Origin of the sequence: Pseudokineococcus lusitanus, from assembly GCF_003751265.1 — a bacterium.
Taxonomy (GTDB): Bacteria; Actinomycetota; Actinomycetes; order Actinomycetales; family Quadrisphaeraceae; genus Pseudokineococcus; species Pseudokineococcus lusitanus.
The window spans coordinates 660,302-678,087 of sequence record NZ_RJKN01000001.1; the positions used below are offsets into that span (position 1 = coordinate 660,302).

The following is a 17,786-nucleotide window of genomic DNA, read 5'->3' on the forward strand; positions in this document are numbered from 1 at the left end:
CCTGCGCATCCCGGGACGGTGACAGCGCGTCAGCCCGCCGGCCCGGCAGGGGCGGCGCCGGTCGGCCGGAGGAGACGTCCCGTGCGACGCCGTCACCGACCGTCGTCCCGGGCGGGGCCGACCTCACCGCGGGGGCACCGCGCACGGCGACGTCGAGACGTCGAGCGGTCCGGGCCCGCCGTCACCAGCCGCTGGGCAGCGGCCGGCCCTCCTCGTAGCCGGAGGGCGACTGGACGCCGACGACGGCGCGCTCGTGGAGCTCGGGCAGCGTCCGGGCCCCCGCGTAGGTGCAGGCGCTGCGGACGCCCGAGGTGATGGCGTCGACGAGGTCCTCCACGCCGGGGCGCTCGGGGTCCAGCCTCATCCGCGAGCTCGAGATGCCCTCCTCGAAGAGCGCCTTGCGCGCCCGCTCGAGCGCCGAGCCCTCGCGGGTGCGGTGGGCGACGGCCCGCGCCGACGCCATGCCGAAGCTCTCCTTGTAGCTGCGCCCGTGCTCGTCGACGAGCAGGTCGCCCGGGCTCTCGTGCGTGCCGGCGAACCACGAGCCGACCATGACGGAGGAGGCGCCGGCGGCCAGGGCGAGGGCCACGTCGCGCGGGTGCCGCACGCCGCCGTCCGCCCACACCGAGGCGCCGAGCTCGCGCGCCTGCGCGGCGCACTCGAGGACCGCCGAGAACTGCGGGCGGCCGACGCCCGTCATCATCCGCGTGGTGCACATGGCGCCGGGCCCGACGCCGACCTTGACCACGTCGGCCCCCGCGCCGACGAGGTCGCGCACGCCCTCGGCCGTGACGACGTTGCCGGCGACGACCGGGACCCCCGGGTCCAGGGCGCGGACGGCCCGCAGCGCGTCGAGCATCTTCTCCTGGTGGCCGTGGGCGGTGTCGACGACGAGGACGTCGGCCCCCGCCGCCAGCAGCGCCGACGCCGCGCCGGCGACGTCGCCGTTGACGCCGACGGCGGCGCCGACCCGCAGGCGGCCGGAGCCGTCCACGGCCGGGGCGTAGAGCGCCGAGCGGATGCAGCCCCGCCGGGTCAGGGCACCGACGAGGACGCCGTCGCGGACCACCGGCGCGAAGGACCGGCGGGCCCCGTGCAGGACCTCGAAGGCCCGGTCGAGGCCGCCGTCGCGCTCGACGTCCGCGGCGTCGAGGACGAGGGGGTCGGCCGTCATGACCTGGGCGAGCGAGGTGAAGCGGTCGACGCCCTCGCAGTCGGCGGCCGTGACGACGCCGACGGGCCGCCGGGCCTCGTCGACGACGACGAGCGCGCCGTGGGCGCGCTTGGGCAGCAGGTGCAGCGCGTCGACGACCCGGTCCCCCGGTGCCGCGACGATGGGCGTCTCGAGGACGGTCCCGCGCGCCTTGACCCACGCGACGACGTCCGCGACGACGTCGAGCGGCACGTCCTGCGGCAGCACGCCGATCCCGCCGCGACGGGCGACGGTCTCCGCCATCCGGCGGCCGGTCACGGCCGTCATGTTGGCGACGACGAGGGGGACGGTGGCGCCGGTGCCGTCGTCGGGCGTGAGGTCGACCTCGGTGCGCGAGGCGACCGAGGAGCGCCCCGGCACGAGGAACACGTCGTTGTAGGTGAGGTCGTGGCCGGGGGCGGAGCCGTCGAGGAAGCGCACGGGCGTCGATGCTAGGGCGGACGGGCGACGTGACGGACGCCTCGCCGCCCGGCCGGGCGCGCGGCCGCCGCCCACCGGGCCGGCGCCCGCCCAGGCACTAGGCTCGCCCCGCCGACGCCGGCCGCGGCCGCGCGGCGTCGCACCCGGCTCACCGACCCGTGGAAGAGGGCGATCCGCACCGTGTCCCAGCAGGAGACCACCAGCACCGGAGGGGCCTCCGAGGGCCCGGGTCGCAGCGGGGACGGCGGCGTCCCCGCCGGCTTCGGGGCGAACGCCTGGCTCGTCGACGAGCTGCACGAGCGCTACCTCGAGGACAAGGACTCCGTCGACCCGGCGTGGTGGGACTTCTTCGCCGACTACACACCCGGCGACGGCGCGCCCGAGGGCACGGGCGAGGACGCCGGCGCCTCCGACGACGCCGCCGCGGGCACCACGGGCACCACGGGCACCGGTGCGGCCACCACGCCCCCCACGGAGGTGCCGGCCGGCGAGCCGGCGACCCCGGCCCCCGCCCCCACGACGCCCGCCCAGTCCGCCGAGGGGTCGGGCTCCTCGTCGACGCCGCGCGAGGCCGGCGCCGCGCGCCGCACCGCCGACCGCCCCGTCACCGCCCCCGCCACGGCGGACCCGGCCGCCCCGCGGGCCCCCCGCGCCGACGAGCACGCGGCCGGCGCGCAGGCCCCGGCGCCCGCCCCCGCCACGCCCGGCGCCTCGGCCGGCACGTCCGGCGGCCGCACCGACCGTCCCCGGGCCGCCTCGGAGCCGGGTCTGTCCGCGGGCGTCGGCCCGCGCGACGGCGCCACGGGGGACGGCCCGGCGCGCGTCCTGCGCGGCCCCGCCGCCGACGAGGAGGAGCGCGCCGACGTCACGACGCGCCTGCGCGGCCCCGCCGCCCGCGTCGTGACGAACATGGAGGCGAGCCTCGAGGTCCCCACCGCCACGAGCGTCCGCGCCGTGCCGGCCAAGGCCCTCATCGACAACCGCATCGTCATCAACTCCAACCTCGCCCGCGCCCGCGGCGGCAAGGTCTCCTTCACCCACCTCATCGGCTACGCGCTCGTCGAGGCCCTCGCCGAGATGCCGTCGATGAACGTCGCCTACGCCCTGGAGGACGGCAAGCCGGCCGTCGTCCAGCCCGCGCACGTGGGCCTCGGCATCGCCATCGACCTGCCCAAGCCCGACGGCACGCGCCAGCTCATGGTCCCGGCGGTCAAGCCGGCCGAGCGGATGGACTTCGCCGAGTTCTGGGTGGCCTACGAGGACGTCGTCCGCCGCGCCCGCGGCGGCAAGCTCGGGGTCGACGACTTCGCCGGCGTGACGATGAGCCTCACCAACCCGGGGACCATCGGCACCGTCCACTCCGTGCCCCGCCTCGTGAAGGGCCAGGGCGCGATCATCGGCGTCGGGGCCATGGACTACCCCGCCGAGTACCAGGGCGCGTCCGAGGAGACCGTGGCGCGCCTCGGCGTCAGCAAGGTCATGACGCTGACGTCGACGTACGACCACCGCGTCATCCAGGGCGCGCAGTCGGGCGACTTCCTGCGCCTGGTCCACACCAAGCTGCTGGGGCTCGACGGCTTCTACGACCGCGTCTTCTCCGCGCTCCACATCCCCTACGAGCCGGTCCGCTGGGTCAAGGACACCTCGCTCAAGGGCCAGGACGACGTCGGCCGCGTGAGCCGCGTCGTCGAGCTCATCCACGCGTACCGCGTGCGCGGCCACCTCATGGCCGACACCGACCCGCTGGAGTACCGCCAGCGCCGCCACCCGGACCTCGACGTCCAGACCCACGGCCTGACGCTCTGGGACCTCGACCGCGAGTTCCCCACCGGCGGGTTCGGCGACGGCGCCCCCATGAAGCTGCGCCACATCCTCGGCGTGCTGCGCGACTCCTACTGCCGCACCACCGGCATCGAGTACATGCACATCCAGGACCCCGAGCAGCGCGCCTGGATCCAGTCGCACGTCGAGAAGCCGTACTCCAAGCCCGACCGCGACGAGCAGCTGCGCATCCTCGGCCGCCTCAACGCCGCCGAGGCCTTCGAGACCTTCCTCCAGACGAAGTTCGTGGGGCAGAAGCGCTTCAGCCTCGAGGGCGGCGAGTCCGTCATCCCGCTGCTCGACGCCCTCCTGTCCGAGGCCGCGGAGGCGGGCCACGACGAGGTCGCCATCGGCATGTCCCACCGCGGCCGCCTCAACGTGCTGACGAACATCGCCGGCAAGAGCTACGGCCAGGTCTTCCGGGAGTTCGAGGGCAGCGCGGTCCCCGGCAGCGTCCAGGGCTCCGGCGACGTCAAGTACCACCTCGGCACCGAGGGCCGCTTCACCGCGGCCACGGGTGCGTCGACGAAGGTCTACCTCGCGGCCAACCCGTCGCACCTCGAGGCCGTCGACCCCGTCCTCGAGGGCATCGCCCGCGCCAAGCAGGACCGGATCGACCTCGGGGGCAAGGCGTTCCCCGTCCTGCCCGTCCTCCTGCACGGCGACGCCGCGTTCGCGGGCCAGGGCGTCGTGGCCGAGACGCTCAACCTGTCGCAGCTGCGCGGGTACCGCACGGGCGGCACCGTCCACGTCGTCATCAACAACCAGGTCGGCTTCACGACGGCGCCCGCCAGCTCGCGCTCGTCGTACTACTCGACCGACGTCGGCCGCATGATCCAGGCGCCGATCCTCCACGTGAACGGCGACGACCCCGAGGCGTGCGTGCGCGCGGCCCGGCTGGCCTTCGCCTTCCGCGAGGAGTTCGAGAAGGACGTCGTCATCGACATGGTGTGCTACCGCCGCCGTGGTCACAACGAGGGCGACGACCCCTCGATGACGCAGCCGCTCATGTACGCCCTCATCGAGGCCAAGCGCAGCGTCCGCAAGCTCTACACCGAGGCCCTCATCGGCCGCGGCGACATCACGGTCGAGGAGGCCGAGCAGGCGCTGCGCGACTACCAGGGCCAGCTCGAGCGGGCCTTCGCGGAGACGAAGGAGACGCCGGCCTCGGGCGGCAGCCGCGCCGGCGACGGCGCCGACGGCCCCGGCGGCCTCGAGCGCCCGTCGGCCCAGCAGGACGACCGCGTCGTCCGCGCGGACTCGACGGCCGTGGACCGCTCGGTCCTCGAGCGCATCGGCGGGGCGCACACCAGCCCGCCCGAGGGCTTCACCGTCCACCCCAAGCTCATGGCGCTCCTCGAGAAGCGCGAGCAGATGTCGCGCGAGGGCGGGATCGACTGGGGCTACGGCGAGCTGCTGGCCTTCGGCTCGCTGCTCCTCGAGGGCGTCCCGGTCCGGCTCGCGGGTCAGGACAGCCGCCGCGGCACCTTCACGCAGCGCCACGCGGTCCTCCACGACCGGGAGACCGGGCGCGAGTGGACGCCGCTCAAGGCGCTCTCGGACGACCAGGCGCGCTTCTGGGTCTACGACTCCCTGCTGTCGGAGTTCGCCGCGATGGGCTTCGAGTACGGCTACTCGGTCGAGCGGCCGGACGCGCTCGTGCTCTGGGAGGCCCAGTTCGGCGACTTCGCCAACGGCGCCCAGTCGATCGTCGACGAGTTCATCTCCTGCTCGGAGCAGAAGTGGGGCCAGCGGTCCTCGGTCGTGCTGCTGCTCCCCCACGGCTACGAGGGCCAGGGGCCGGACCACTCCTCGGGCCGGATCGAGCGCTTCCTGCAGATGTGCGCGGAGGAGAACATGACGGTCGCCGTGCCGTCGTCGCCCGCCTCGCACTTCCACCTGCTGCGTCGCCAGGCGTACGCCCGCCCGCGCCGCCCGCTCGTGGTCTTCACCCCCAAGTCGATGCTGCGGCTCAAGGCGGCGGCCAGCGCCGTGGAGGACTTCACCGAGGGCGGCTTCCGCGCCGTGCTGCCGGACACCCGCCTGCCGGGGGCGCCGCAGGACGTCGACCGCGTGCTCCTGTGCAGCGGCAAGGTGTCCTGGGACCTCGAGGCTGCGCGCGCCAAGCGCGGCGACACGCGCACGGCGATCGTCCGGGTCGAGCAGCTGTACCCGCTCGACGAGGACGCCTACCGCGCCGCCCTCGAGCCCTTCGGCGACGCCGAGCTCGTGTGGGTGCAGGAGGAGCCGGCCAACCAGGGCGCCTGGCCCTTCGTGGCCCTGGGCGTGGCCCCGCAGCTGGGCCGCAGCATCCGCCCGGTGACCCGGCCCGCCTCGGCGGCCCCGGCCACCGGGTCGAGCCGCAAGCACGCGGCCGAGCAGGAGGACCTCGTCACCCGGGCCTTCGCCCGCTGACCCCGCGGGCGTCGTCGCGCGGACCGGGAGCCCCGGTCCGCGCGACGACGCCCCGGCACGACCACCACCGGGGCCCGGCCACGAGCCGGTGCCCCGCCCGACGACGGACCCGACAGACGGCGAGGACGCGTGAGCACTGCACCCACCGACACCGGCGGCCTGCCGCCCGGACGGCGCATCTGCGTCCTCGGCGACGCCCTCGTCGCCGGGGTCGGCGACCCGCGCGCCCTCGGCTGGACCGGGCGCGTCGCGGCGCGCACCCCCGAGGACGACGACGGCCCGACGACGCTCTTCCCCCTCGGCGTCCCCGGCGAGGGGACCTCCGGGCTCCTCGAGCGCTGGGTCGGCGAGGCCGGCCGCCGCTTCGCGCCCGGGGCCGACAACCGCGTCGTCGTCGGGCTCGGCAGCGCCGACCTCGAGGCGGGGCTGACGATGGCGCGCAGCCGCCTCAACCTCGCCAACGTCCTCGACGAGGCCATGTCCCGCGGCCTGCCCGTCCTCGTCGTCGGCCCCGTGCCCGGCCTCGAGGGCGCGCGCAACGACGACGTCGCCGAGCTCGCCGACGCCTTCGCCGACGTCTGCGCCCGGCGTGCCGTGCGCTACGTCGACTGCTTCGACCCCCTCGTCCACCACGAGCAGTGGCACGCCGACGTGGCCGCCGGCGACGGCGTGCACCCCGGCCAGGCCGGCTACGGCCTGCTCGCCTGGCTCGTGCTCAACGGGGGCTGGCGCCCCTGGCTCGGCCTGCCCGACGAGGGCTGAGGCCGGCCGACGCCGCGGTCCGGCCCGGCGCTCACCCGCCGGGCCGGACGACGACCTTCCCGAAGAGCTCGCCGGCCGCCATCGCGGCGAGGCCCTCGCCGACGTCGGCGAGCGGCAGGACCCGGTCGACGACGGGCCGCACGCCCGTCGCGGCGAGCAGCCCCACGAGGTGCTCCAGCTCGTCCCGCGTCCCCATCGTCGTGCCGACGACCCGCAGGCCGAGGAAGAACACCCGCTGCAGCTCCGCGGAGGGCGCCGGTCCCGACGTCGCGCCCGCGACGACGACGGTGCCGCCCGGGCGCAGCGACCGCAGCGAGTGGGCCCACGTGGCCTCGCCGACGGTCTCCATCACCGCGTCGACGCGCTCCGGCACCCGCTCCCCCGGCGCCAGGGCCGCGTGCGCGCCGAGGTCGAGCGCGCGCCGCCGCTTCTCCTCGCTGCGGCTCGTCACCCACACCCGGCGCCCGGTCGCCCGGCCGAGGGCGACGAGCGCCGTGGCCACGCCGCCCCCGGCCCCCTGCACGAGGACGGTCCCGCCCTGCTCCGCCCCGGAGAGCCGGAGCATCCGGTAGGCCGTGAGCCACGCCGTCGGCAGGCAGGCCGCGTGCTCGGCGGACAGGCCCGGCGGGCGCGGCACGACGTTGCGCGCGGGCACGACGACCTCCTCGGCGAGGGTCCCGTCGTACCGCTCCGACAGCAGCGAGCGCCCGGGGTCGAGGGTGTCGTCGCCCGTCCACCCCGGCGTCGTGACGACCCCGTGCACGACGACGTCCCGCCCTTGCTCGTCGACGCCGGCGCCGTCGCACCCGAGGACCACGGGCAGGTCCTCGTCGCGCAGCCCGACGCCGCGCAGGCTCCAGAGGTCGTGGTGGTTGAGGCTCGCGGCCTCGACCCGGACCCGCACCCACCCGTCGGGCACCTCCGGGCGCGGTCGCTCGACGACCTCGAGGGCGGACAGCGGGTCGGTGGGCGAGGTCCTCGACGCGACGGCAGCCAGCACGCCGCCACGGTAGGCCGACGGGGACGGACGGGCACGGACGGGAACGACCCGTGACATCCCCTACTTCCGTTCCCATCGCCGCAGAAGTCACCTACTGTTCGACTGCCGCGGCACCGCTGCCGCGGCACCCGGGCGCAGCGCTGCGACCCGGTGGAGCAGAAGGAGAGCTGTGCACCCACACCAGCGAGCAGGCGCCAGGAGGGGGCTCGTCGCCCTCACCGGGATCGCCCTCCTCGGCGGCACCCTGACCGCCGTCCCGGCGGCCTTCGCGGCGCCGGTCGACCCGTCCCAGCTGCCTCCCCAGGAGCCGGGCGTCACGCTGCGCACCTACCAGCTCGGGTCCGGCATCGCGCAGCTGTGCACGCTGCGCGACGGCCAGACGCCGAACGTCGACAAGCTCGTCCCGACGATCGACCTCACGAGCGACGAGGACTTCGGCGCCGCCGACAACTTCGTCTCCCACGCGCTCGCCAACCTCACGGTGCCGACGAGCGGCGACTACACCTTCCGGCTCACGAGCGACGACGGCTCGCGCCTGACCATCGGCGGCGAGCTCGTCGTCGACAACGACGGCCTGCACGGCGAGGAGGCCGTCGAGGGCACCGTCACCCTCGAGGCCGGCGTGCACGAGCTCGAGGCCGAGATGTTCGAGGCCGGCAACGGCCAGCGGCTCCTCCTCGAGTGGCGCGCCCCGGGCGCGACGTCCTTCTCCGTCGTCCCCAGCAGCGCCCTGTCCACCGAGGCCGGCGTCGTCCGCGTCACGGCCCCCGGCTTCAAGTACTGCGAGACCGGCCGCGACACGGCCGGCGACGGCCTGCGGCTGGACGCGGTCAACCCCGGCTACGACCTCGTGGACCTGCGCCCCGAGGGCTTCGAGCCGATGGTCTCGGCCATGACCTTCCTCGGCGACGACCTCGTCGTCGTCACGTCCGGCGCGGTGAGCCCGGCCGGCCCGCCGCAGAACCCCACACCGGGCGAGGTCTTCCTCCTCGAGGGCGTCACGGAGGCCGACGGTCCCGAGGACGTCACCGTGACGAAGATCGCCACGGACCTGCTCAACCCCATGGGCGTCGACGTCGTCGACGGCACCCTCTGGGTGTCCGAGCGCGACGGCCTCACCGAGCTGACCCCCGACGCCGACGGCGACGGGATGCTCGAGAACCGCCGGCACGCGGACTGGCCCTACGGCGGCAACTTCCACGAGTTCGCCTTCGGCCTCCTCCACGACGAGGAGAACTTCTACGTCAGCCTCTCCGTCGCCATCGACAACGGCGGCGCGACGACGAACCCGCAGCCGGCCGCCGGCCGCGGCACCACCTACGCGGTCGACCGCGAGACGGGCGAGATCTCGGCCGTCGCGGGCGGCCTGCGCACGCCCAACGGCATGGGCTGGGGCCCGGACGACGAGCTCTTCGTCATGGACAACCAGGGCGCCTGGCTGCCGGCGTCGAAGATGGTGCAGGTCGAGCAGGACCGCTTCTTCAACCACTACACCAACCCGGCGGGCGCCTTCGAGGCCCAGCCGGTGACCCCGCCGGTGCTGTGGCTCCCGCAGAACGAGATCGCCAACTCGCCGAGCAACCCCGTGCTGCTCGAGGAGGGGACCTTCGCCGACCAGATGCTCTTCGGCGACGTGACCTACGGCGGCCTCCAGCGCGCCTACCTGGACGAGGTCGAGGGCCAGAAGCAGGGCGTGGCCTTCCGCCACACCGCGGGCCTCGAGGCGGGCGTCAACCGCACGCTCGTCGGCCCCGACGGCTCCCTCTACGTCGGCGGGATCGGCGAGGCCGGCAACTGGAGCGAGTCGGGCAAGCTCCGCTACGGCCTGCAGAAGCTCGTCCCGAACGGCGAGAGCGTCTTCGACATGACCTCGGTGGAGATCACCGAGGCCGGCTTCGACGTCACCTACACCGAGCCGCTGTCCGACGAGACGGTCGCCGGCATCGCCGGGGCGTACGAGCTGCAGCAGTGGCGCTACGTGCCGACGCAGCAGTACGGCGGCCCGAAGGTCGACGAGGAGTCCCTCCTCGTCACCGGGGCCACCGTCTCCGAGGACCGCCGCACCGTGTCGCTGACGGTCGACGGCCGCGAGCCCGGGCACGTCGTCCACCTCCGCTCCCCGCGCTCGTTCACGTCGGCCGACGGCGAGGAGCTGTGGAGCACCGAGGCCTGGTACACGGCCAACGTCGTGCCGGGCTACGTGGCCCCGCCGGACCTCGGCTGGTACGAGGCCGAGGAGGCCGTCCTGCGGGGCGGCGCGGTCGTCGACAGCGAGCACAACGGGTACTCCGGCACCGGCTTCGCCGGCGGCTTCTGGAACGTCGGCGCCTCGGTGACCTTCACCGCGACGGTCGACGAGGCGGGCGTCCAGCCCGTCCACCTGCGCTACGCCAACGGCCCCAACCCGGCGCCCGGCACCAAGGAGGTCTCGGTCCTCGTCAACGGCACCGAGGTCGACCCGTGGGCCCTGCCGAGCACGGGACCGTGGAACCGCTGGGCCTTCGCGACCCGGGACCTCGACCTCCGCGAGGGCGAGAACACCATCACCATCCGCTACGACGCGGACGACGACGGCAACGTCAACCTCGACCTGCTGTCGGTCGGCGAGCAGGACGTCTGCGCGCCGGTCGCCGAGGACGGCTGGAAGGGCCTCTTCGACGGGACGCTCGCCAGCTTCTCCGAGTGGAACATGGCCGGCCCGGGCTCCTTCGGCCGCCAGGCCGACTGCTCGATCCGCGGCAGCGGCGGCCTCGGCCTCCTCTGGCACCCCGAGCAGCAGGAGAACTACGCCCTGCACCTCGACTGGAAGCTCACCAAGGACGACAACGGCGGTGTCTTCGTCGGCTTCCCCGACCCGGGCACCGACCCGTGGGTGGCCGTCAACCGCGGCTACGAGATCCAGATCGACGCCACGGACGCCGACGACCGCACGACGGGCGCCATCTACACCTTCCAGGGCGCCGACCTGGCGAAGGTGGCGGAGTCGCTCAACCCCGTCGGGCAGTGGAACTCCTACGAGATCCAGGTGTCCGGGGACACCATCCGCGTCTACCTCAACGACGTGCTCGTCAACGACTTCACGAGCACCGACCCGGCGCGCGACATCGAGCGCGGCTTCCTCGGCGTCCAGAACCACGGCGCCGGCGAGTTCGTCTACTACCGCGACATCCGCGTCAAGCAGCTGGAGGAGACGGGGCCCACGGCCCCCGCCGCCCCGGCGGGCGTGACGGCCACCGGCGCCGACAGCGCGCTGCGGGTCTCGTGGGACGCCGTCGAGGGGGCCACCGGCTACACCGCCACGGCCTCCCCGGGCGGGCGCACCTGCACGACGACGGACGCCACCACCTGCCGCATCGGCAAGCTCTCCGCGGGCACGCCGTACACGGTGACGGTCGTGGCGCACGGGCCCGGCGGCTCCTCGACGGCCTCGGCCCCGTCGGCGTCGGTCACGCCGTCCGCCGTCCCCGGGACCCCGGGCGTCACCTCGCTCGCGGTCTCGGCGGAGACGCGGTGCTCCGCGGGCGGCAAGGCCGTCCTCGTGGTCCGCGCCCGCAACAAGGAGGCCGTCCCGGCCGACGTGCTCATCACCACGTCGCTCGGCGAGGTCAAGGTGACCGCGCTCGCCCCCGGCGCTACCCACACGGCCCGCTTCACGGGCCGCACGGCGGAGCTGGCGGCCGGCGAGGCCACCGTGGCGGGCTACACCGTCCGCGACGGCGCGGGCGCCCGCACCGTCTACCGGGCGGCCCACCCGGGGTCGCCCTGCTGACCCCGCGCCCCTAGGGGCACCCGTACGGCGCGAGCCCGGGACGGCCGACCGGCCGTCCCGGGCTCGTCCGCGTCCGGGGCGGGGCGCCCGGTGTCAGACGTCCTCGCCGCGGGCGGCGGCGAGGTCGAGCGCCGCGACGTCGAGCCCGGCCTCGGCGTCCCGCCACGCGCGGACGGCGTCGTCCCAGGCGTCGGAGCGGACGGCGGACCGCTCGGCCGAGGAGACCGCGCCGGCGAGCGCCGCCGTGTCCGGGGCCGGCGGACGGCGGGCGCGCGAGCGGAGCGCCCGCCCCAGCGCGGTCGCCTCGTCGACGACCGCGTCGGCCCGCGGGTCGCCCCCGGCGGCGCGGCCCTCGCGCCGCGCGGTGTCGGCGAGCGCCGCGACGGCGTCGGCGAGGGCGGCTCGGGCGGTGGCGAGGGCCGCCTCCTGGGCGGAGACGTCCTCGCGGTCGGGGCGCTCGACGGGGCTCACCCGCCGCATCCTGCCGCGAGACCGGGGACGCCTCGACCGGGCCCTCGCGTGGCGCCGCCGTGACCCGCCCGTGGCCCGCCGGTGAACATCCTGCGAGATGTGCGCGTCCGGGCCCGTCCTGCGTGCCGGGCGGCCGGCGCCGTCCTACCGTCCTCCGTGAACGCCCGACCGGCCGCGGTGACGAGGTGCCGCCGCGGCCCGGGACGCCGACCGAGGGACCGACCCCGCATGACGACCACGACCGGACCGACGCCGGGCGCGACGGGGGCCGGCGACGACCTCCCCGGGTCCCCTCCGCGCCCGCGCGCGCCCCTCACCACCGCCGCCGCCCCGGCCGCCGTCGTCCCCGCGCGGGTCCCCGGCCACGTCACCGGCCGTCCCCTCGTGCACCGCGCCGTGGGCGCCCCGCCGGCCGTCGTCGCCCACCGCGGCAGCTCCCTCGCGCACCCCGAGAACACGCTGCCCGCGCTCGAGGCCGCCCGCCGCGACGGCGCCTCGTGGGTCGAGGTCGACCTGCGCCGCACCGCGGACGGCGTCGTCCTCCTCCTCCACGACCCCGCGCTCGACCGCACGACCGACGGCCGCGGCGACGTCGCCGGCACCCGGTGGCGCGACGTGCGGCACCTCGACGCCGGGACGTGGCACTCGGACGACCACTCGGGGGTGCGGGTCCCGTCCTTCCCCCAGCTCCTCCGCTGGGCCGTCGGCGCCCCCGGCACCCACCTCCTGCTCGAGATGAAGGGCGTCTGGGACACCGCGTCCGCGGCCGACGCGGTCGCCGTCGTCCGGCGCTACGGGCTCGCGTCCCGGACCGTCCTGCAGTCCTTCCAGCCGGCCACCGTGGCCGCGGTCGCCGCCGCGGCGCCGGAGATGGCCCGCGGGCTGCTCGTCAGCGCCGAGGGCGTCGGCGAGCTCGGCCCCGCCTCGGAGCCGGGCCACGCCGAGGCCGTGGCGGACCTCGTGCGCCGCCACGGGCTCTCGCTCGTCAACCCCGGCGACCGCCTCCTGGCCGCCGACCCGGACCTCGTCGCCCGCCTGCAGGCGCTCGGCGTCGCCGTGTGGCCCTGGACGGTGGACGCGCCGGCCCGCTGGGACGCGCTCGTGCGGGCCGGGGTCGACGGCCTCATCACCAATCGCCCCGGCGCCCTCCTGCAGCACCTCGCGGCGGGGCGCGCCGCCTAGACCGGGCGTGCCCCCGCGTCGGTGCCGCCCCGCGGCCCCCGGCGCAGGCCGACGGCGGTGAGGGTGGCGGCCAGCCCCACGAGCACGACGACGTGGAGCAGCCAGCACCACAGCAGGGCGGCCACGACCCCGCCCACCGCGGCCGAGCCGCCGAACGGCGCCCCGATGTCCACGGGCAGGGCCACGAAGAGGACGATCCCCTGGATGAAGCCGGCCACGAAGGCGCCGGTGCAGAAGCCGCCCACGAGCGACGCCCGCCACGACAGCTCCTGCGGGGCGCTCGTCCGGAACGTCCAGGACAGCGGCAGCGAGACGACGACCCAGACGACGTTGAGCGCCAGGTAGACGCCGAGGGCCGTGCCGCCGACGCCGCGGGCGAAGAGGTCCGCCAGCAGGGGCGTCACGCCGAGGACGACGAGCAGGAGCAGGGGCGCGACGGCCAGGACCGGCAGCAGCGTCGCCCGGGCGCGCCAGCCCGGGCCGAGCCGGGCCAGCAGGCCGCGCCGCCGGGTCGCCCCGTCGTCCGCCGCGGGCAGCGGCGCGGACGTCCCGTGGGCGGGCCGGGCCCCCGTGGCCTCGCCCGCGCCGTCGCCGAGGGCCGCGTACGCGCGCCGGAGGCCCTCGCCGTAGAGGCTCGCGGGCAGCAGGCTGAAGAGGACGACCGGCCAGGACACGGAGAGCCCGTAGGCCACGACCCGCTCCGCCAGGACGTCCGCCCCCATCGCCGAGGGCAGGGCGGCCCGCATGCTCTCGCCGAGCGCGAGGACCCGGTCCTCGCCGACGGTCCAGCCGAGCACGCGGAGGGCGATGAGCACCGACGGGACGGCGGCGAGCGCCAGGTAGAAGGTGAGGCCCGCGGCGGTCAGGGGCAGCTCCCGGCGGGCCAGGAGCCGACGGGTAGCCGCCGGGAGGCGCCGGGCGACGTCGCCCCGGGACGGGGACGCGTCCTGCCCCGCCGCGGCGGGCGGACGGGACGAGGGGGTGCTCCCGCCGGCGGGCGGTCGGGACGGCACGGGCACCGCGGGGGCTGGTCCGGGCGGGTGCACCGCGGCAGCGTCGCACGCCCCCGGCGCGGCGTCCCGCCGGACGGGGACGGGCGGGTGCCTCAGGCCACGAGGCCGAGCCGGCGCAGCTCGACCGTGAGGTCGTGGGGCCGCGACGCCGCACCCGTGGCGCCCTCGAGGTCGACGACGCCCTCGCGGAACAGCTGCACGAGGTGCTGGTCGAACGTCTGCATGCCGTAGAAGCCGCCCTCGGCGACGATCTGCTCGATCGACGCGGTCTTGTCGGGGTCAGCGACCGCCTCGGCGATGCGGCCGGTCCCGACGCAGACCTCGACGGCGACCGCCCGCCCCCTGCCGTCCGCCCGGGGCACGAGCCGCTGGCAGACCACGCCCCGCAGCGACGCGGCGAGCGACAGGCGCACCTGGCGCTGCTCGTCGGCGGGGAAGAAGTCGATGATGCGGCCGACCGTCTCGGTGGCGTCGGTCGTGTGCAGCGTGCTCATGACGAGGTGGCCGGTCTCGGCGGCGGCGAGCGCCGCGCGCACCGTCTCGGCGTCGCGCATCTCGCCGACGAGGACGACGTCCGGGTCCTGGCGCATCGCGGCCCGCATGGCCGCGGCGAAGTCGGCGGTGTCGAGGCCGAGCTCGCGCTGGTTGACCATGGCGAGCTTGTCCTGGTGGAGGACCTCGATGGGGTCCTCGATCGTCAGCAGGTGCACCTCGCGGTGGGTGTTGACGTGGTCGACCATCCCGGCGAGCGTCGTCGTCTTGCCCGACCCGGTGGGGCCCGTGACGAGGACGAGCCCGCGCTTCTCCAGCGCGAGGGTGCCGAGCACGGCCGGGACGCCGAGGTCGGCCAGCGGGACGGCGCCGACCGCCACCCGGCGGACGACGAGCCCCACCGAGCCGCGCGCGCGGAAGGCGTTGACGCGGAAGCGCCCGAGGCCCGGCACGGAGTGGGCGAAGTCGGCCTCGTTGGTGCGGTCGAAGACGGCACGGGCGTCGTCGCGCATGACCTGGCGCAGCAGCGCCTCCATGTCCGCCGGCGAGAGCGGGCGGTGCTGGAGGCGGCGCAGCCGGCCGTCGATCCGGACGCGCGGGGGCGAGCCCACCTTGCAGTGCAGGTCCGAGCCCTCCAGCTCGCAGAGCGCCCGGAGGAAGGGGTCGATGTGCAGCTCCGCCGACGCCTCGTCCGCGGCGGGCGGGGCGGCGGACGGCGGGGCGTCCGGGACGGCGGTCTGGCTCACGCCCCCGTCATCGGCGGGCGGCGCCCGGCGCTTGAGCCGCACCGCCGGCGGCCTCGAGCACGACGAGGAGGTCGCCCTCCTGCACGACGTCCCCCGGCCCCACGGCCACGCGCACCACCCGGCCCGGTCCCTCGGGGACCACGGGGATCTCCATCTTCATCGACTCGAGGAGCAGGAGGGTCTGCCCGGCGGCGACGACGTCGCCCTCCGCCACCTCGACGCCGAGCACGCCCGCCACCATCTCCGCCCGGACGCTCTCCACGCGCGCAGCCAACCACGGCGACCCGGACCGCGGCAGGCCGTGGCGGGCCGCCGGGGCGACCGGCCGCCGCGGCCGGGTGTGGGACGATCGGGGCGACCGCAGGACCGAGACCCGGAGGGAGGAGCCGCATGAGCAAGCGAGCCCGCAAGCGCCGCTCCCGCAAGAAGAACGGCGCCAACCACGGCAAGAAGCCCAACAGCTGACCTGCCGGCGGACCCCGCGTCCGCACCGCACGACGACGAAGGCCACCCCGCGCGGCGGGGTGGCCTTCGTCGTCGTGCGGTGCGGCGGGGCGTCAGCCGCGGGTCGTCGTGATCGAGGTCATGATCCGCACGCGCAGCGACTGCGGCGCGTGGTCGCCGGCGCAGGCCCGTCGGACGACCTCCCGGACGACGACCTCGACGTCGCGCTCGCGCAGGCACGGGGCGCACTCGGCGAGGTGCCGCTGGATGCGCGGCACGTCCACCTCGTCCTCGGCCGACAGCTCCTCGTCGAGGAAGGCGTAGAGGCGGTCGATGACCTCCTCGCAGTCCGTCTCGCCGGAGCGCGCACGCCCCTCGGGAGCCGCGTCCCCGCAGCGGCCGCCGCTCACGCGTCGGCCCCCCGGCCCGCGCCGACGACGCCGCGGTCGCGCGCGTAGTCCGCGAGCTGCTCGCGCAGCTGGCGCCGGCCGCGGTGCAGCCGGGACATCACGGTGCCGATGGGGGTCCCCATGATCTCCGCGATCTCCTTGTAGGCGAAGCCCTCGACGTCGGCGAGGTAGACCGCGATGCGGAAGTCCTCCGGGATGTTCTGGAGGGCCTCCTTGACGTCGGAGTCGGGGAGGTGGTCGAGCGCGTCCGTCTCCGCCGACCGCAGCCCCGTCGACGTGTGCGACTCCGCCCGCGCGAGCTGCCAGTCCTCGACGTCCTCGGAGTGGGACTGCTGGGGCTGCCGCTGCTTCTTGCGGTAGGTGTTGATGTAGGTGTTCGTGAGGATGCGGTACAGCCAGGCCTTGAGGTTCGTGCCCGGGCGGTACTGGTGGAAGGACGCGAAGGCCTTGGTGAAGGCCTCCTGCACGAGGTCCTCCGCGTCGGCCGGGTTCCGCGTCATGCGCATGGCGGCCGAGTACAGCTGGTCCAGGTGCTGCAGGGCCTCCGCCTCGAAGCGGGCCACCCGCTGCGCCGCGGACTCCGCCTCCGGGGCCCGCGAGCCGTCCTCGCCGCTGCCCTCGCCCACCTCGACCTCGGGCGCCTCGGCCGTGACGTCGGTCCCCGCCGGGGCGTCCGCCGCGGGGGTGGGGCTGTCGGTGCGCTCGTCTGCCATCACGGCCGAGCGTAGTCCGGCGGGCCGGGCGGTGCCCACCGCCGGGCACCGCAGCGGCGTCTCCGCGCGGTGGTTGTCCTCGAGGACGACCAGCATCGTGCCCTCCTGCTCTGGTCTGCGTCGGTACCGGCACCTCGCGGCCGGGGGCGTCGTGCCTCCCGGCGGTCCGGTGCGTGTCCCCCGCGTCAACCGCCGTCGCGCGGCGGCTGTTCCTCGCCCGCCACCGGCCCCGCCGGCGCCCCGTCGACGGGCCCGGCGGGACACCCCGCGCCGGTCGTCCTGCGTGGTGGGTGGGCCACCGATGCGGTAGACCAGCAGGCATGTCCCTCATGCGACGCCTCGCCCGCCCGCTGATCGCCGCCGCCTTCGTGGACCAGGGCGTCCAGCTCGCCCGCCGCGCGCCCGCCCACGCCGACGCGTGGTCGCCGCTCGTCGAGCGCGTCCGCTCCCCGCTGGGCCTCGGCGACACGCCCACGGCCACCGTCGTGCGCGCCGACGGCGCCGCCATGGCCGTCTCGGCCCTCCTCTTCGGCCTCGGCCGCCTCCCCCGCCTCTCGGCCGCGGTCATGGCGGCGAGCCTCGCGCCGGCCGCCCTCTCCGAGCACGCCTTCTGGAAGGCCGACGGGGTCGACGAGCGCAAGCGCCAGCGGACGCTGCTCCTCAAGGACCTCGGCCTCGTGGGCGCCGCCCTCGTGTCGGCGGTGGACACCGACGGCAAGCCCGGTCTGTCGTGGCGCTCGCGCCGCGCGGCCAAGGACGCGGGCCGCGCCGGCCGCGCCGCCGGCAAGCTGGCCCGCCGCGAGGCCCGGCACGCGGCCCGGACCGCCGACCGCTCCGTGCGCCTCGCCGGGCACCGCGTGGGCGACAAGATCGGCGTCTGAGCACGCACCACCCGCCCGGCACGCCCGGGCGGTC

The 17,786-nt window shown here is 76.2% G+C and carries 14 protein-coding genes; 6 read left to right on the plus strand and 8 right to left on the minus strand.

What is annotated here, in order from left to right:
- Positions 1-181 precede the first annotated feature (181 nt).
- Positions 182-1,633, minus strand: coding sequence for a GuaB1 family IMP dehydrogenase-related protein (locus EDC03_RS03090; RefSeq protein ID WP_123378662.1), 1,452 nt, complete (start codon positions 1,631-1,633; stop codon positions 182-184).
- A gap of 180 nt (positions 1,634-1,813) precedes the next feature.
- On the opposite strand from EDC03_RS03090, the gene EDC03_RS03095 reads away from it, so the two are divergent.
- Entirely contained in the window at positions 1,814-5,869 is a 4,056-nt protein-coding gene (locus EDC03_RS03095; protein ID WP_123378663.1) for a multifunctional oxoglutarate decarboxylase/oxoglutarate dehydrogenase thiamine pyrophosphate-binding subunit/dihydrolipoyllysine-residue succinyltransferase subunit, read from the plus strand.
- Positions 5,870-5,998: 129 nt separating this feature from the next.
- On the plus strand, positions 5,999-6,631 hold the full coding sequence (locus tag EDC03_RS03100) for a GDSL-type esterase/lipase family protein (protein WP_241966995.1): 633 nt from the start codon (positions 5,999-6,001) through the stop codon (positions 6,629-6,631).
- 31 nt (positions 6,632-6,662) lie between these two features.
- Here the strand turns inward: EDC03_RS03100 and EDC03_RS03105 are convergent, their stop codons facing one another.
- Positions 6,663-7,631, minus strand: a complete 969-nt coding sequence (locus EDC03_RS03105; RefSeq protein ID WP_241966996.1) for a zinc-binding dehydrogenase — start codon at positions 7,629-7,631, stop codon at positions 6,663-6,665.
- Between the two features lie 169 nt (positions 7,632-7,800).
- Here EDC03_RS03105 and EDC03_RS03110 point away from each other — a divergent pair, with 169 nt between their 5' ends.
- The gene (locus tag EDC03_RS03110; RefSeq protein WP_199719870.1) at positions 7,801-11,400 is read left to right on the plus strand and encodes a 3-keto-alpha-glucoside-1,2-lyase-like domain-containing protein; all 3,600 of its coding nucleotides are present in this window, start codon (positions 7,801-7,803) and stop codon (positions 11,398-11,400) included.
- 93 nt (positions 11,401-11,493) lie between these two features.
- On the opposite strand, the gene EDC03_RS03115 is transcribed toward EDC03_RS03110, so the two are convergent.
- On the minus strand, positions 11,494-11,871 hold the full coding sequence (locus EDC03_RS03115) for a hypothetical protein (protein WP_123378665.1): 378 nt from the start codon (positions 11,869-11,871) through the stop codon (positions 11,494-11,496).
- A gap of 228 nt (positions 11,872-12,099) precedes the next feature.
- On the opposite strand from EDC03_RS03115, the gene EDC03_RS03120 reads away from it, so the two are divergent.
- A complete protein-coding gene (locus EDC03_RS03120; RefSeq protein WP_123378666.1) occupies positions 12,100-13,053 on the plus strand; it encodes a glycerophosphodiester phosphodiesterase in 954 nt (317 codons plus the stop codon).
- On the opposite strand, the gene EDC03_RS03125 is transcribed toward EDC03_RS03120, so the two are convergent.
- The 3 genes from EDC03_RS03125 to EDC03_RS03135 form a co-directional block, all read right to left on the minus strand.
- Positions 13,050-14,072, minus strand: a complete 1,023-nt coding sequence (locus EDC03_RS03125) for a YhjD/YihY/BrkB family envelope integrity protein (RefSeq protein ID WP_158674180.1) — start codon at positions 14,070-14,072, stop codon at positions 13,050-13,052. The two genes, EDC03_RS03120 and EDC03_RS03125, sit on opposite strands and share 4 nt — an antisense overlap.
- Positions 14,073-14,158: 86 nt before the next feature.
- A complete protein-coding gene (locus EDC03_RS03130) occupies positions 14,159-15,304 on the minus strand; it encodes a type IV pilus twitching motility protein PilT (protein WP_199719871.1) in 1,146 nt (381 codons plus the stop codon).
- A gap of 7 nt (positions 15,305-15,311) precedes the next feature.
- On the minus strand, positions 15,312-15,566 hold the full coding sequence (locus EDC03_RS03135) for a biotin/lipoyl-binding carrier protein (RefSeq protein ID WP_123378668.1): 255 nt from the start codon (positions 15,564-15,566) through the stop codon (positions 15,312-15,314).
- A 128-nt stretch (positions 15,567-15,694) separates the two neighbouring features.
- Here EDC03_RS03135 and EDC03_RS18540 point away from each other — a divergent pair, with 128 nt between their 5' ends.
- Complete coding sequence (locus EDC03_RS18540) at positions 15,695-15,769, plus strand: 50S ribosomal protein bL37 (protein WP_422393789.1); 75 nt, start codon at positions 15,695-15,697, stop codon at positions 15,767-15,769.
- Positions 15,770-15,861: 92 nt separating this feature from the next.
- On the opposite strand, the gene rsrA is transcribed toward EDC03_RS18540, so the two are convergent.
- Together rsrA and EDC03_RS03145 are read right to left on the minus strand one after the other, a co-directional pair.
- Positions 15,862-16,158 carry a mycothiol system anti-sigma-R factor gene (rsrA, locus tag EDC03_RS03140; RefSeq protein WP_123378669.1) on the minus strand — a complete coding sequence of 99 codons (297 nt, stop codon included), beginning with the start codon at positions 16,156-16,158 and terminating at the stop codon, positions 15,862-15,864.
- Positions 16,155-16,871, minus strand: coding sequence for a sigma-70 family RNA polymerase sigma factor (locus EDC03_RS03145; protein ID WP_123378812.1), 717 nt, complete (start codon positions 16,869-16,871; stop codon positions 16,155-16,157). The genes rsrA and EDC03_RS03145 overlap by 4 nt, the downstream gene beginning before the upstream one ends.
- 320 nt (positions 16,872-17,191) lie before the next feature.
- Between EDC03_RS03145 and EDC03_RS03150 the strand changes: the two genes are divergently transcribed.
- Positions 17,192-17,752, plus strand: coding sequence for a hypothetical protein (locus EDC03_RS03150; RefSeq protein ID WP_123378670.1), 561 nt, complete (start codon positions 17,192-17,194; stop codon positions 17,750-17,752).
- Positions 17,753-17,786 lie beyond the last annotated feature (34 nt).